Origin of the sequence: Yersinia sp. 1652 StPb PI, assembly GCF_041538345.1 — a bacterium.
GTDB lineage: Bacteria > Pseudomonadota > Gammaproteobacteria > Enterobacterales > Enterobacteriaceae > Yersinia > Yersinia enterocolitica_E.
The window spans coordinates 3,269,341-3,285,252 of record NZ_JAULSM010000001.1 but is presented as its reverse complement, the minus strand read 5'-3'; the positions used below and the strand labels follow the sequence as shown (position 1 = coordinate 3,285,252).

The following is a 15,912-nucleotide window of genomic DNA, read 5'->3' as shown; positions in this document are numbered from 1 at the left end:
AATAGGAATTTTTATGGAGCTAAATCCAGTGTTTGCCCGCCGTCTCTATCTCTGCTGGTTAATCAGCAGTGGTGACTCGCTTAATGTACCGCGCTTGATGGAATTGACCGGCTGGCCACGGCGCACTTTGCAAGATGTCTTGAAGGCGCTACCCGGTTTGGGTATCACTCTGACTTTTGTGCAGCATGGCGTGCGCAATAACGCGGGTTATTACCAGTTAGATAGTTGGGGGCCACTGAACAAAAAATGGATATACGATAACCATGATTTTATTTTAGCGGCCATTGAGTAGCCTGACAGCCAGCGAATAGTTTGGTGGCTATTAAATAATTGGGTGGTGGTTAGTACTTTTTATTTTCCAAAAACAAAATGGTTGCTGCCACTCGCGAACGCACATTTAACTTACGCAATAAATTGCGAATATGTACTTTTACGGTTTCTTCTGAAATGTGTAATTCAAATGCGACTTGCTTATTGGACATACCGCGCGCCACTTCTTGCAGCACATCTAATTCACGCTCGGTTAACTCGGAGAAAGGATTAATCTCTTCATGGCGGGAGGATAAGTACTGTGCAACTTCATTGCTGAATACATTCTCGCCACGCGCTGCCTGACGGATATTTTCCAGTAATACTTCCGGTTCGCTATCTTTGAGCAGATAACCATCAGCACCGGCATCAATCATGGCATATACATCGCTGCGCGCATCAGAAACTGTCAGCACGATAATTCGCGCATCAATCCCGTCATGTCGTAATGCTTTTAGGGTATCTAGCCCAGACATCCCTTTCATATTCAGGTCGAGCAGAATGACATCCGGCTGACATTTGGCCGCTGCGGTAATAGCCTCACTGCCGCAGTTAGCTTCGGCAACGACATCAAAACTGTGGTCCATCTCAAGTAATTGCCGAATACCACGGCGCATAAGGGGATGGTCATCAACGATCATAATGGTGTGACTTTTGGTCATATAAGTAATGTCCCTGTAACCGATATATGCCCATTATCTTGCAAATTGCATGGGGGGATTGACGGTTGATGTTACTCGGCCCCTGTGAGCGGTGAGCACATCTGTTCCTGACCGCCTTCCTGCACTTTGTAATCTATTGGGTATAGACGTTAAATATTTTGGCTGTTGAATACAGATTATTTTTGATAGCCAATTTAGCAGGCTACGTTATCCATTATTGTTAGTAAAACTGCGATCTAAGTGTACCTCAAAACTGAGGCCAAATTCATTTAACCGCAACAGTTTACCCGAAGAAATAATTACCAAAGTATCATCTTGTTTGATAGCTATTCTCATTAAACAAATCGTTATATAAAAAAGGTAATAACGCAAATAGATTTAACAGTGACAAACTGCGTAAATAACCACTAAATTAATTGATCTTGCTCAATATCTACCACCGATTAACCCTAAAGAGTAATTATTTTATTACTCATTATTCTGTATCTAATACCTAAACACTGGGGAAATCTTTTAATAAAAATAAGAATTATTATCACTAGCTAATGTAAACCTCCGGGCTTTGAATGAACTCTCTCTATCGCACATGCGGGCGCGCCAGTAGATGTTAAGGATATCAGTATGACTGATTTATCACGGCGTAAATTGCTGACTGGCCTTTGGCAAGCAGATAAACGAGAACTTTCAGTGCATAGGCCCCCCTGGTCGGTGATGGAAGCCGATTTTATTGCTGGCTGTACCCGCTGTGATGCCTGTGTGACTGCCTGTGAAACCGGCGTATTGGTGGTTGGCAGTGGCGGATTCCCCGAAATAGATTTCCAACGTGCTGAATGTAGTTTTTGCCAGGCCTGTGCACAAGTGTGTGAGGCCGGTGTTTTTACCGCAACAGCTCTGACGCCCTGGCGACTTAAAATCAACATTTCAGAGCGCTGTTTACCTTTCCACAATATTGAATGCCGTAGCTGTCAGGATAGCTGTGAGAGTAGGGCAATTCGATTTCGTCCGCGCGTAAACGGCATTGCTCAGCCCGAATTAGACCTTCCTGCTTGTAACGGATGTGGTGCCTGTGTGCCCAGTTGTCCGGTTCAGGCAGTAACCCTTACCCGGAGTGAAGATGGACGATAAAGAATGGCATGTCTGTGGATTGGTGCTGCAAGCCAAACCGGCGCGAATTGCACAACTGATCGACGACCTGTTGGCTATCCCGGGAACAGAAATACCCACCAGTGATGCCACTCTGGGCAAGTTGGTGGTGGTTATGCAGGCGGCGCGCTCAGACGTGCTCCTGAATCATATTGAGTCAGCACGTAATCTGGATGGTGTGCTGGCTGTATCGCTGGTTTATCACCAGCAGGAAAGCCAAGGTGAGGAAATGCCATGAAACTCAGCCGCCGGGATTTTATGAAGGCCAATGCTGCGGTAGCCGCAGCCGCCGCCGCCGGATTGACCATACCTACTGTCGCTAAAGCCGTGGTGGGTGAAACAACAAATGCAATAAAATGGGACAAAGCACCTTGCCGATTCTGTGGCACTGGCTGCGGTGTATTGGTCGGAACACAAAATGGCCGTATCGTGGCGTCGCAAGGGGATCCCGACTCTCCGGTTAACCGTGGGCTAAACTGCGTCAAAGGCTATTTCCTGCCGAAAATCCTGTATGGCAAAGACCGACTGACTCAACCGCTGCTGCGCATGAAAGACGGTCAGTATGATAAAGAAGGTGATTTTACCCCGATAAGTTGGGAGAAAGCCTTTGATATCATGGAGCTGAAATTCAAAAACGCGCTAAAAGAAAAAGGCCCAACCTCGGTGGGTATGTTCGGCTCTGGCCAATGGACGGTATGGGAGGGCTATGCGGCTTCCAAGTTGCTGAAAGCAGGCTTCCGCTCCAACAATCTGGACCCGAATGCTCGTCATTGTATGGCCTCTTCGGTGGTGGGTTTTATGCGTACCTTTGGTATGGATGAACCTATGGGTTGCTTCGATGATATTGAAGAAGCAGATGCATTCGTGCTCTGGGGATCCAATATGGCAGAAATGCACCCGATTTTGTGGTCGCGCATGACCAGCCGCCGCCTGACCGATGACAATGTCAGGATCGCCGTCCTTTCTACCTTTGAGCACCGTAGTTTTGAGCTGGCAGATAACCCGATCGTCTTCACGCCACAGACCGATCTAGTCATCATGAATTACATCGCCAATTACATTATCCAGAATAATGCTGTTGATCAGGGTTTCCTCGACCGCCATGTGAATTTCCGCCGTGGTGCCACCGATATCGGTTATGGTCTGCGCCCAACCCATCCGTTGGAAAAAGCCGCCAAGAATCCGGGTAGTGATGCCTCCGAGCCGATGAGTTTTGATGATTTCAAAGCCTTTGTCGCGCAATATACCCTAGAGAAAACCGCTAAAATGAGCGGCGTGCCGGAGGATCAACTGGTGTCATTGGCGCAGTTGTATGCTGATCCGAAAGTAAAATTAGTCTCCTACTGGACCATGGGTTTTAACCAACACACCCGCGGGGTTTGGGCCAACAACATGTGCTACAACCTGCACCTGTTAACCGGCAAAATCTCTAAACCGGGGTCTGGCCCATTCTCTCTGACCGGCCAGCCTTCGGCTTGTGGCACAGCCCGTGAAGTGGGGACCTTCTCCCATCGTCTACCGGCAGATATGGTGGTGACCAACGAAAAACATCGCCAGATTGCTGAAACCAAGTGGCAACTGCCTGCCGGCACTATCCCTGAGAAGGTGGGGCTGCATGCGGTGGCGCAAGATCGCGCGCTAAAAGACGGCACCCTTAATGCTTACTGGGTGATGTGTAATAACAACATGCAAGCGGGTCCGAATATCAATGAAGAGCGCATGCCGGGTTGGCGTGATCCGCGCAACTTTATTGTGGTTTCTGACCCTTATCCCACTATCAGTGCACTGGCTGCTGATCTTATTTTACCGACTGCGATGTGGGTGGAAAAAGAGGGTGCTTATGGCAATGCAGAGCGACGCACCCAATTCTGGCGTCAGCAAGTCCCTGCACCAGGCGAGGCGAAATCTGACTTATGGCAGATTGTCGAGTTCGCCAAACGCTTCAAAGTTGAAGAGGTTTGGCCTGCTGAGTTGGTCGATAAAAAACCGGAGTATCGCGGTAAGACGCTGTATGACGTGCTGTTTGCCAACGATGTGGTCAGCAAATATCCACTGAGTGAAATCCCCGCCGATCAACTGAACGACGAAGCACGCGATTTCGGCTTCTACATTCAGAAAGGGCTGTTTGAAGAGTATGCCGATTTTGGTCGCGGACACGGCCATGACTTAGCACCGTTTGACCGTTATCACCAAGAGCGCGGCCTGCGCTGGCCGGTGGTGAATGGTAAAGAAACCCTCTGGCGTTACCGTGAGGGGTTCGATCCCTTCGTGCCGAAAGGCGAAGAGGTGCGTTTCTACGGTAAACCTGACGGCAAGGCGGTAATTTTTGCGCTACCCTACGAGCCTGCGGCTGAAAGCCCGGATCAGGAATATGACCTGTGGCTCTCTACCGGCCGTGTGCTGGAGCATTGGCATACCGGTTCCATGACCCGTCGCGTTCCTGAGTTACACCGTGCTTTCCCTGAAGCGGTGCTATTCATTCACCCACTGGATGCCAAAGCCCGTGATTTGCGGCGTGGTGACAAAGTGAAAGTAATTTCACGCCGTGGCGAAGTGACTTCATTGGTAGAAACCCGTGGTCGTAACCGCCCACCACAAGGACTGGTGTATATGCCGTTCTTCGATGCCGCGCAGTTGGTCAATAACCTGACGCTGGATGCCACCGATCCGTTATCCAAAGAAACTGACTTCAAAAAATGTGCAGTGAAGTTGGCACGGGTAGTGGCGTAATTGAGATTGCCTGCCCTGCGGGGCAGGCATGAGCAGCCAGTTATAACCCTCATCCAGGGATGCTCAGGATAAAGACGGTGTACTCAGGAGAAAATAATGAATAACACGATTTTTAAATCATTCAACCGCCGGTTTTTGTCAGTTATATCGCTGCTGGCGGTGTTGGTGATCGCCGGTGCAGCCACTGCTGCCAGCAATGTCGAAATGGACTTGACTCAATCACCAGAAGTTTCTGGCACGGCTGAAGGCAAAGTGAAAATGCCGAAACAGCAACAGCGCATGGCACTGAACTATGTTAACCAACCCCCGCTGATCCCGCATAGCGTGGATGGCTATCAAATCAGTAAAAATACCAATCGTTGCCTGCAATGCCACGGTGTGGAGCACTATCGCACCACCGGAGCACCGCGTGTCAGCCCAACCCACTTTATTGACCGTGATGGCAAAGTATCGAGTGAAGTCTCACCACGTCGCTATTTCTGCCTGCAATGCCATGTGCCACAAACCGATGCCGCACCGATTGTCGGTAACAGCTTCCAGCCAGCCCCTGGCTTTGGCCAATAACCGAAATGAGCGATAAGCGAGATAAGTTATGAGCGAAACTAAAAAGCCCGGTGTTATCAGACGTATATGGCAGTGGTGGCGCAGGCCAAGCCGGCTGGCGCTCGGGACTTTACTGCTGATTGGCTTTGTCAGTGGCATCATTTTCTGGGGGGGATTTAACACTGGCATGGAGATGGCGAATACCGAGAAATTCTGTATTAGCTGCCATGAGATGAAAGATAACGTTTATCAGGAATATATGGGGACCATCCACTACAGCAACCGCAGTGGTGTGAAGGCGACCTGCCCGGATTGTCACGTTCCCCATGAGTGGGGGCCAAAGATGCTGCGTAAAATCAAGGCGAGTAAAGAGCTGTATGCCAAGGCTTTCGGCCTGATTGATACCCCGCAAAAGTTTGAGGCTCACCGCCTAACCATGGCCGAAAATGAGTGGGCGCGAATGAAAGCCAATGGCTCGCAAGAGTGCCGTAACTGCCATAATTTCGACAATATGGACTTCACCGCACAAAAAACGGTCGCGGCGAAAATGCACAGTAAGGCGATAACCGAAGGGAAAACCTGTATCGACTGCCACAAAGGGATAGCCCATAAGTTACCGGATATGAAGGATATTCCTACCGGCTTCTAACATCGCCTTTCTCCTTGGCGTTGCCGCAGTGTTAGCTGTTGAGTGACCTTGAGATGCCCTGTGGACGTCGTGTCGACAGGGCATTTTTTATTATGCGGGTTCCTATTGCAAAAAAGCAGGCACTAGCGTTAGCTAAGTAAATAAAATTTTATGATGTTGTTCGGAGTAGAGAAGGGTTTATGTCAGTCAAAATTGAAAATATTCAGAGTGAATTATTATCCAAAAACTGGTTCAAACTACACAAATACACCTTTGATTTAATAACTGATAACGGGACTCCGGTACAACAGATTCGTGAAGTGTATGACCGGGGTAACGGCGCAACCATTCTGCTGTATAACCGCCAGAAGGGTACCGTGGTACTGATTGAACAATTCCGCATGCCAACCTATGTGAATGGCAATCCTGGTGGCATGTTGCTGGAAGCCTGTGCCGGTTTGCTGGATAACGACTCACCGGAAGAGTGTATTCGCCGTGAAGCGATGGAAGAGACGGGTTATCAGGTTGATAAAGTGCAGAAGCTGTTTGAAGCTTATATGTCGCCGGGGGGCGTGACTGAAATTATCTATTTCTTTGCGGCGGAATATCATCCAGATCAGAAAATTACTGATGATGTCGGCGTGGAAGACGAGGTAATCGACGTGGTTGAACTGCCGTTTAGCGAAGCCATTGCCATGATTGCTGATGGCCGCATTAAAGATGGTAAGACGATTATGTTATTGCAATACGCCCAAATTCATAATTGGTTCAAATAAATACCTTTCTTACCGATATTGCCGTGATGTTAGCGGCATTCACTCCCCCGATTGTTGACCATCCTCTCTGATTGATAAGTAAATTCTTCAATTGAAGCAAAAATGTTATGCAGAGTATGGCCTGCTTCATAGATTGTGATAAATCACTCACTATACTGGTTCTGTTATTGGTCATATATACCCTTCGACCTTGAAACCACCGTGGTGTTAGCTACGTTCACTCACCCGAATCACTTATCATCGTGCGCTTATCGGGATTGGTTCACTTGCTGCCTGCCTGCAATTTCAAGTTTATTGGGTATAACCTCGAAGAATAAAATCAAAGGGAACCTACAATGGACGAACAGTTGAAACAGAGTGCGCTTGATTTTCACCAATATCCAACCCCAGGGAAAATTCAGGTGTCGCCAACCAAACCGCTAGCAACCCAACGGGATTTGGCGCTGGCTTACTCGCCCGGTGTGGCGGCTCCGTGTTTAGAAATTGCTGCTGATCCTTTGGCTGCTTACAAATACACGGCGCGCGGCAATCTGGTTGCTGTGATTTCCAATGGTACTGCGGTGCTGGGACTGGGCAATATTGGCGCATTGGCCGGTAAACCGGTAATGGAAGGTAAGGGCGTTCTGTTTAAGAAATTTTCAGGTATTGATGTATTTGATATTGAAGTGGATGAACTCGATCCAGACAAATTGATTGATATTATCGCGTCGCTGGAACCGACATTCGGTGGCATTAATCTGGAAGATATCAAAGCACCGGAATGTTTCTATATTGAGCAAAAATTGCGTGAACGCATGAAGATCCCGGTATTCCACGATGATCAGCATGGCACGGCGATTATCTGCACCGCTGCGGTACTCAATGGCCTGCGGGTGGTGAAGAAAGACATCAGCGATGTGAAACTGGTGGTATCAGGGGCAGGGGCGGCATCGATTGCCTGTTTAAACCTGCTGGTGGCGCTGGGATTAAAACATCACAATATCACTGCATGCGACTCCAAAGGTGTGATTTATAAAGGCCGTGAAGCCAATATGGCACAAACCAAAGCGGCGTATGCGATTGAAGATAACGGTCAACGCACGCTGGGTGATGCGATGCCAGGTGCGGACATCTTCCTCGGCTGTTCTGGCCCGGGGGTTTTAACTCAGGACATGGTGAAAACCATGGCACCGAACCCATTGATTTTGGCACTGGCGAACCCGGAACCAGAGATCCTGCCGCCGTTGGCGAAAGCGGTGCGCCCTGATGCGATTATTTGCACTGGCCGCTCGGATTATCCCAATCAGGTTAACAACGTACTGTGCTTCCCGTTCATCTTCCGTGGCGCGCTGGATGTCGGTGCCACCACCATTAATGAAGAGATGAAACTGGCTTGTGTGCATGCCATTGCGGACCTGGCGCTGGCTGAGCAGAGTGATGTGGTGGCATCCGCTTACGGTGAGCAAGACCTCTCCTTTGGCCCTGAGTACATAATTCCTAAACCATTCGACCCGCGTCTGATTGTAAAAATTGCACCGGCAGTGGCCAAAGCGGCGATGGACTCTGGTGTGGCAACCCGGCCAATTGCCGATTTTAGTGCTTACATCGAAAAGCTGTCTGAGTTTGTCTACAAAACTAACCTGTTTATGAAACCTATTTTCTCGCAGGCGAAGAAAGAGATGAAACGGGTGGTATTGGCGGAAGGGGAAGAAGAGCGGGTGCTGCATGCTACTCAGGAGTTGATCTCGCAGGAACTGGCTTATCCTATTCTGATTGGCCGCCCGAGTGTGATTGAGACCCGACTGAAGAAGTTGGGCCTGCAAATTACAGCAGGTAAAGACTTTGAGGTGGTTAACAATGAATCCGATTCGCGTTTTAACGAGTACTGGCAAGAGTATTATCAAATCATGAAACGTCGTGGCGTCTCGCAAGAGCAAGCCCGTCGTGCAGTGATTGGTAATCCCACACTGATTGGTTCGATCATGGTGCATCGTGGTGAAGCTGATGCAATGATTTGTGGCACTATCGGTACCTATCATGAACATTACGATGTGGTAGAGAAAGTATTCGGTTTCCGTGAAGGTGCTCATGTGGCGGGTGCGATGAATGCACTGTTGCTACCTACCGGTAACACTTTTATTGCGGATACTTATGTCAATGATGATCCGACACCAGAGCAGTTGGCTGAGATTACCTTAATGGCCGCTGAAACTGTGCGTCGCTTCGGGATTGAACCGAAAGTGGCACTGTTATCTCACTCCAGCTTTGGCACCTCAGACTGCCCAGCCGCGCGTAAAATGCGCCGCACGTTGGAATTGGTTAATCAGATGGCACCAGAGCTGGAAATTGACGGTGAGATGCATGGTGATGCCGCGCTGGTGGAAAGTATTCGCCATAACCTGATGCCAGACAGCCCATTGAAAGGTGCTGCCAACGTGTTGATTATGCCGAATATGGAAGCGGCACGTATCAGTTACAACCTGCTGCGGGTGACATCATCGGAAGGAGTAACGGTTGGGCCAGTGCTGATGGGGGTGGCGAAACCGGTGCATATCTTGACGCCAATTGCTTCAGTGCGTCGGATCGTGAATATGGTGGCGTTAGCGGTGGTTGAAGCGCAAACCGAACCTTTATAAGTTACTTGCGTTATAACACAATGAGCCAAGGGGCGACCGCACCTACGGGCGCTCCGGCGACTTACGTCGCTACGACCCGAACGGGGCGTTTCCCCTTGGTTTAGCATCGTCAGTTTGCTGAAACCCATCTTCTGAAGTGGATCCTATTTATATTGAATACGTTATTTGGCGGTTTTTTGTTTATCAGGATCTAACCGCAGTTTTTGCAGGCTTGCTGTAACCACTTATCCAGTTCGTTGGCAAATTGCTGGCGGTCACGCTGATTTAAGGTGTTAGGTCCACCGGTTTGAATGCCGCTGGCACGCATGGTATCCATAAAGTCACGCATATTCAGCCGTTCACGGATGGTGTCTGGCGTATAGCGCTCACCGCGTGGATTCAGGGCGATACCGCCTTTGTCTATCACTTCGGCGGCCAGGGGAATATCTGCCGTGATAACCAGATCATTTTTCTCCACCCGTTGCACGATTTCATTATCAGCAACATCAAAACCGGAGGCGACTTGTAAGGTACGGATAAATTTTGATGGTGGGGTTTTCAATGGCTGATTAGCCACCAGCGTGACCATCATGCCGGTACGATCTGCGGCGCGAAATAACACCTCTTTAATCACATTCGGACAGGCGTCCGCATCAACCCAAATTTGCATCAGTGCTGTTCTCCGGTCGCTAGCCACTCTTTTACGGGCAGAAAATCGCGATATAGCGCCGCTTCAGCGCTATCTTCTGCCGGCTGATAGTTATATTCCCAGCGCACCAGGGGTGGCAGCGACATCAAAATAGATTCGGTACGACCACCGGTTTGCAAACCGAACAAGGTGCCACGGTCCCACACCAGATTAAATTCCACATAACGGCCACGGCGATAAAGTTGGAACTGACGCTCACGCTCCCCCCAACTCAATGCTTTGCGCCGTGCAACAATAGGCATATAAGCATCAAGGAAACCATCACCTACCGCCTGAGTAAAGCGGAAACAGGTATCAAAATCAGGGCTATTCAAGTCATCGTAAAACAGGCCACCAATGCCTCGCGCTTCATTGCGATGCTTGATATAGAAGTAATCGTCACACCATTTTTTATAGCGTGGGTAGATTTCTTTACCAAAAGGTTGGCACAACTGATGGGCGGTCTGATGCCAGTGAATAGCATCTTCTTCAAAGCCGTAGTAAGGGGTTAAATCGAAACCGCCACCAAACCACCACACCGGATCTTCGCCAGGTTTCTCAGCAATAAAGAAACGCACATTGGCATGGCTGGTGGGCAGATAAGGGCTTAGTGGATGAATCACCAGCGACACCCCAAGTGCCTGAAAACTACGACCGGCCAATTCGGGGCGATGCGCAGTAGCGGATGCGGGTAATGCTGCACCAGACACATGAGAGAAATTAACCCCCGCCTGTTCAAATACCACCCCATTAACCAATACCCGACTGCGCCCACCGCCGCCTTCTTCGCGGGTCCAGCTCTCTTCTGTGAAGGTTGCTCCGCCATCGGCATGTGTCAGTGCGGCACAGATTTTATCCTGCAAAGCTAGCAGGTAGGTTTTGATTTGGGCGGTATCGGGTGAATTCATCAGCGAGGGTTCTATTAGCTTGCAAATATTTAGGGGCCAAGTATACCCCGATTCGCCGCCATTATTGTACTTTCTGTGTGGATTTGCGGCTATTAAACTACAAGATCGGCAAGATTTATCTGCTTCTTCTCAAATATCATTACTCACTATCACGGTGGGAAATATCACTTTAATATTGCGTGATATAATATTGCCACGATAATCAGAATATCCATATTACTCAAGGGTGCAAACATCCATGGAAATCCGCGTATTTCAGCAAGACGATTTTGAAGAAGTGATTCTGCTGTGGGAGCATTGCGACTTGCTGCGGCCTTGGAATGATCCAGAAATGGATATTGAGCGTAAGTTGAATCACTCGCCCGAACTGTTTTTAGTAGCGGAAGTGAGTGGGGCGATTGTGGGGTCAATCATGGGCGGTTACGATGGCCACCGTGGCTCGGCTTATTATCTGGGGGTCCATCCTGACTTCCGTGGCCGTGGCTTTGCCAATGCGCTGATCAGTCGCCTTGAGAAGAAACTCATTGCCCGTGGCTGTCCGAAGCTGAATATCATGGTGCGCGAAGACAATGATGCGGTAATTGGCATGTATGAAAAGCTTGATTACGAAACCCAAGACAGCATCATGTTGGGCAAGCGGCTGATTGTCGATCAGGAGTATTGAGGGTTTAGTTAGTTGAATTTAAAGGATATTAATTTTAAATTCACTTTTAATTCGATAGCGCCACTGGCTGAAATTACCGAGCAACAGATAAGGTGATTTTGGCCTTTGTCTCAAAAGTTTTAACCGCCAATTTTTCTGTTTTCTGCTGTTTCTCTTTCCTAAAATCGATCTTATTTGCCATAACTTATCCATGCGCATAGATAAATAAAATCTTTTTTGCCACACTCTTGCCACAGTTAGAAATAAAAGAGTGCAGAATGGCGACGATCCGCAAGCGTGGTGCCTATCAATGGGAAACTCAAATCCGTAAACGTGGCTTCCCGTCACAAACTAAAACGTTTAATACCAAAGCCGAGGCTGATGCCTGGGCAAAAATGGTTGAGTCGGAAATGGCTCGCGGCGTGTGGCTTAGCCGTAGCGAATCGGAATCGACAACGCTATATGACTCGTTAGTGCGTTATGAGAATGAAATTGTCACCAACAAAAAGGGAGCGGTGCAAGATAGGTCTATTATCCGCATCTTTAAGCGGCAACCATTAGCCAAATGTTATATGGCCAGTATTCGTAGTGCCGATGTTGCCAAATTAAGAGACGAATGGTTAAAAGACTATGCGCCGGCCACGGTGCTACGCCGGCTATCTCTGCTTTCTCACTTATTTAATATTTCCCGCAAAGAGTGGGGAATGGAAAGCCTGATTAATCCTGTTGACCTGATCCGCAAACCCCAACCCGATAATGCACGTACACGGCGTATAGCGGTTGAGGGTGTGCCAGCCATAGACGAATCAAATAATGAGCTTAAAACGCTAAGAAACAGCACTCAGAACGAAATCGAGCGGATTATTACCAATACTCAATCTCCGATATTGCCATCAGCAGTTTGCCTAGCGTTGGAAACGGCTATGCGACGTGGTGAAATTGTTGGGTTACGCTGGAAATATGTCGATTTAAAGCTGCGTGTCGCTCATCTGCCCAAGACGAAAAATGGCGATTCGCGTGATGTGCCGCTTTCCTCAAAAGCGGTAGCAGTATTAGAAAAGTTAAAGATTATCGCGGAGGCCAGGGAAGAGGACGAGAATTCAACTGATGATCGGGTATTTAAAGCCCGAGTTGACGCAATAAGCTGTGCATTCGATAGAGCCAGAAAGCGCGCTCGTAAGTTGTATGAGCAAGAATGTGCTTCTTTAGGAAAGAAAGCCAACTCAGATTATTTACTGGATTTGCGATTCCACGATTTACGCCATGAAGCCACCTCACGCCTGGCTGAAATCTTTCCCATGCACGAACTCACAAAAATAACTGGCCACAAAGACCCTAGAATGCTGATGAGATACTATCATCCTAGGGCAGAGGATTTGGCTAAGAAATTAAATTAACAAATATTAAAAACTAAAAAAAACAGTAAAACAATATTATATATTCATATGCATATTATCCGATGTAAAATATTTACATTTATAATGTATTTCGTTAGTTTTTAATTGAAACAATTTGTAAAATTAATTAGAGGTTTTTCAAATGGCAAGTCGTAATTTTGCAACAAGAATGTCGTGCTTTTCACTTATTTCCTCAATTGAAACAGACCTTAGAACTATTATAATTAACGAACTACAAGATGGAGATAATGATTATAATGAATATCTTCCTATAGACATAATTAAAGTAGCTAAGGAAAGATTTTATGAGCATAAAAAAGAAGTATTTTCTAAGGAATTGGATTTATTAGAACTTCTTGATTTTATTGATTTTTATGATTTAAGTAAGATTTTACATAAGATTAGTAATGTACAGAAAATTTTTAAAAAAGATGATGTTACTAAAATAGCAAATGATTTAGAAAAACTAACTAAATGTAGAAATAGAGTTTGCCATTCAAGACCCTTAGAGCCTAATGATTTTATGAGTTTATTAGATTTTTCTTATGAATTAATTACGATGGGAAAAATTAGTGATTGGAAAAGTATAAATAAGGCTATAAAGAATTTAGATAATCCAGGGTTCGCTCTGTCTCTTGAAATACCAAGTTTTTGGAAAGTACATACAAAAACAATTAGCAATAACTTACCACTCCCTGAATTTGATGATACAGGCTTTATGGGACGAGATAAAGATAGAAAGTCAATTAATAAACTCATAATGTCAAATACAAAGGTTATATCGATAGTTGGTGAAGGGGGGGTTGGAAAAACAGCATTAGCACAGAGGTGTTTATATGATATATTAGAAGTTTGTGAGTCAGATACATTAAGTGAATCTATATTTGATATAATTGTATGGGTATCACTGAAAACTAATCGGTTAACAGTAAATGGAACCAGCCAAATTAAGAATGCCATTAACTCTAGTTCTGGCTTGTTTCAAGAGATCTCATTCAATTTGATGGGTGATGTTAGCAATAATATAGATGTAGATCTAAATGAAATATTAGAGTACATGTCAGAGTTTAAAATATTATTATGCATTGATAATCTAGAAACTATTTCAAGCTCTGAAGTAAGGGATTTCCTAGCTGACATACCAAATAATTCAAAAGTTATTATAACTACAAGGATTGGATTAGGGGAAATAGAATATAGATACAAACTTGACAAGTTGGATGATAAACCATCAGTTGAATTGATGAAAAATATGTCTAGATTGTTAAACGTAGAGAAGTTGTATAAAAAGAAGAATGATGCATTATCTCAATTATGTAAGCTCCTTTATAATAACCCACTTTTAATTAAATGGTATGTCTTGGCCGTTGCAGCAGGAAATACAAATTCAGAGCTAATAAATAAACAAAGTAAAAACTTCCAAGAAGCACTGTGCTTCTGTTTCGAAAGCTTATACGATAAATTAGGTGAGATAGAAAAACAATTAATATCAGTAATAGCATGTATCAGAAAGCCTGTATCAGCAGTAGAGTTGAGATTTTTTCTGAGTGGCACTCCAGACCTTCAAATTGAAGAAGCATTACATCAGTTACATAACTCAAGTATGTTAATTTCCACTGGGGATAAAATAACACAGGCTGGGCAGGTTTATAATTTGACTAGTGTAGCTGAGGAATATATTAACACAGTAAGACCAGTGCCAAATGAAATATATCAAGATATTAAAATAAAGCGAAAAGAGCTTCAAAGTATTGTATCAGACACTTCGGTTAAGAAAAATCATTATAATTATGATCTAAATATTATATCTTGGTCAACGAGAGACGAAAAGATATGTTCCATTTATTTAAAGAAAGCGCTTTTTGAAGCTAAGACAGGCAGTTTTCTTCTAGCTGAAGAGCATATAAAGAAAGCGAAATCCTTAATGCCAGGCTTTTCTGAGTGTTATAGAATACATAGTTTTATTTTAAAAGATTCATCACCATTTAAAGCTGAAGTTGAAATGGAAAAAGCAATTGAAATTAATCCAGATTCCGTCGTTTCGCGGTATGCATACGCACAATTTCTAATTAGCGAAGAGGAGTTTGAAAGGGCAAATGAGCAAATAGATGAAGCCTTAAGAGTAGATAGTGAAGATATAGCACTTAAAACATGTAAGGCATGGATCCTTACTCTTAATGGGGATTATAAATCAGGGTCAAAACTTTATGAAGAGTTAATCCCAAACCAATCATCTCGTCATCGTAAATTTAGAATTAGTACTTATGATCAGGCTGCTAGTTGTTACAGAAGAATGGCAGAGCAGTATATTAAAGACTCCGATTATTCTAAAGCAAAAGTTAGTTTAGAAAGATGTGTTGAATTAATTGAGACTGCAGTAAATACTGAGGATTATGATCATGGAACTATAAAACGACTTTTCGATATATTTAATGTTACAGAAGTTTATTATACTAAGACATCTGATTTCAGTATTATTAAAAATATATTTAATTTCATTGATGCTAACCTTAATAGCATTTCTGTTAATTCATTGCAAGCAATAAAGCTAGGGTTAGAACAGCTTAATAAAAATAACATCTCACAATATAGTTATAAAATAGAAGAACTACTTGAAAAATTTAAACCTGTAACTGAGAGTTATAATTCAGGTAGAGTTATTGGAACTATAGATAAAGTTATGTCAACCGATAGGGGAGTATCCTATGGGTTTATTAATGCTTTAGACCAAAATAGGTATTTTTTCCATAGAAGTGAATTATATCCTGCTACTCTTTTAGATGATGATGATTCTATTAAAAATGTATCCTTTATAGTTGGGAACAATGATAAAGGTATGTGTGCATTAGATATTAGGAAGAGATAATATTATTTAAGCCAAGGAAGGCTTA

At 45.2% G+C, this 15,912-nt stretch carries 14 protein-coding genes; 11 read left to right on the top strand and 3 right to left on the bottom strand.

The window, feature by feature from the left end:
- The first annotated feature begins 13 nt into the window (after positions 1-13).
- Positions 14-292 (top strand): helix-turn-helix domain-containing protein, encoded by a 279-nt coding sequence (locus Q2T71_RS14995; protein WP_372559618.1) that lies wholly within the window; start codon positions 14-16, stop codon positions 290-292.
- Between the two features lie 49 nt (positions 293-341).
- On the opposite strand, the gene narP is transcribed toward Q2T71_RS14995, so the two are convergent.
- Positions 342-971, bottom strand: a complete 630-nt coding sequence (narP, locus tag Q2T71_RS14990) for a nitrate/nitrite response regulator protein NarP (protein WP_372559617.1) — start codon at positions 969-971, stop codon at positions 342-344.
- A 621-nt stretch (positions 972-1,592) separates the two neighbouring features.
- On the opposite strand from narP, the gene napF reads away from it, so the two are divergent.
- The 7 genes from napF to maeB all read left to right on the top strand — a co-directional run bounded on the left by napF (position 1,593) and on the right by maeB (position 9,406).
- Entirely contained in the window at positions 1,593-2,096 is a 504-nt protein-coding gene (gene napF / locus Q2T71_RS14985) for a ferredoxin-type protein NapF (RefSeq protein ID WP_372559616.1), read from the top strand.
- Positions 2,086-2,352, top strand: coding sequence for a chaperone NapD (napD, locus tag Q2T71_RS14980; RefSeq protein WP_083163344.1), 267 nt, complete (start codon positions 2,086-2,088; stop codon positions 2,350-2,352). The genes napF and napD overlap by 11 nt, the downstream gene beginning before the upstream one ends.
- On the top strand, positions 2,349-4,844 hold the full coding sequence (gene napA / locus Q2T71_RS14975) for a nitrate reductase catalytic subunit NapA (protein WP_372559615.1): 2,496 nt from the start codon (positions 2,349-2,351) through the stop codon (positions 4,842-4,844). The genes napD and napA overlap by 4 nt, the downstream gene beginning before the upstream one ends.
- A 96-nt stretch (positions 4,845-4,940) precedes the next feature.
- Positions 4,941-5,408, top strand: a complete 468-nt coding sequence (napB, locus tag Q2T71_RS14970; protein WP_372559614.1) for a nitrate reductase cytochrome c-type subunit — start codon at positions 4,941-4,943, stop codon at positions 5,406-5,408.
- 28 nt (positions 5,409-5,436) lie between these two features.
- Positions 5,437-6,036 carry a cytochrome c-type protein NapC gene (napC, locus tag Q2T71_RS14965; RefSeq protein WP_372559613.1) on the top strand — a complete coding sequence of 200 codons (600 nt, stop codon included), beginning with the start codon at positions 5,437-5,439 and terminating at the stop codon, positions 6,034-6,036.
- Between the two features lie 179 nt (positions 6,037-6,215).
- The gene (gene nudK / locus Q2T71_RS14960) at positions 6,216-6,791 is read left to right on the top strand and encodes a GDP-mannose pyrophosphatase NudK (protein ID WP_372559612.1); all 576 of its coding nucleotides are present in this window, start codon (positions 6,216-6,218) and stop codon (positions 6,789-6,791) included.
- 335 nt (positions 6,792-7,126) lie between these two features.
- Positions 7,127-9,406, top strand: coding sequence for an NADP-dependent oxaloacetate-decarboxylating malate dehydrogenase (maeB, locus tag Q2T71_RS14955; protein WP_083163356.1), 2,280 nt, complete (start codon positions 7,127-7,129; stop codon positions 9,404-9,406).
- Between the two features lie 190 nt (positions 9,407-9,596).
- On the opposite strand, the gene Q2T71_RS14950 is transcribed toward maeB, so the two are convergent.
- Together Q2T71_RS14950 and hemF are read right to left on the bottom strand one after the other, a co-directional pair.
- Entirely contained in the window at positions 9,597-10,055 is a 459-nt protein-coding gene (locus Q2T71_RS14950; protein ID WP_372559611.1) for a YaiI/YqxD family protein, read from the bottom strand.
- Positions 10,055-10,981 (bottom strand): oxygen-dependent coproporphyrinogen oxidase, encoded by a 927-nt coding sequence (gene hemF, locus Q2T71_RS14945; protein WP_372559610.1) that lies wholly within the window; start codon positions 10,979-10,981, stop codon positions 10,055-10,057. Before hemF ends, Q2T71_RS14950 begins: the two co-directional genes overlap by 1 nt.
- Positions 10,982-11,219: 238 nt before the next feature.
- Here hemF and Q2T71_RS14940 point away from each other — a divergent pair, with 238 nt between their 5' ends.
- From Q2T71_RS14940 to Q2T71_RS14930, 3 genes are all read left to right on the top strand, one after another.
- Positions 11,220-11,645, top strand: a complete 426-nt coding sequence (locus tag Q2T71_RS14940) for a GNAT family acetyltransferase (RefSeq protein WP_005183815.1) — start codon at positions 11,220-11,222, stop codon at positions 11,643-11,645.
- A gap of 257 nt (positions 11,646-11,902) precedes the next feature.
- A complete protein-coding gene (locus Q2T71_RS14935) occupies positions 11,903-13,021 on the top strand; it encodes a site-specific integrase (protein WP_372559609.1) in 1,119 nt (372 codons plus the stop codon).
- A gap of 142 nt (positions 13,022-13,163) precedes the next feature.
- Positions 13,164-15,887, top strand: a complete 2,724-nt coding sequence (locus tag Q2T71_RS14930; RefSeq protein WP_372559608.1) for an NB-ARC domain-containing protein — start codon at positions 13,164-13,166, stop codon at positions 15,885-15,887.
- Positions 15,888-15,912 lie beyond the last annotated feature (25 nt).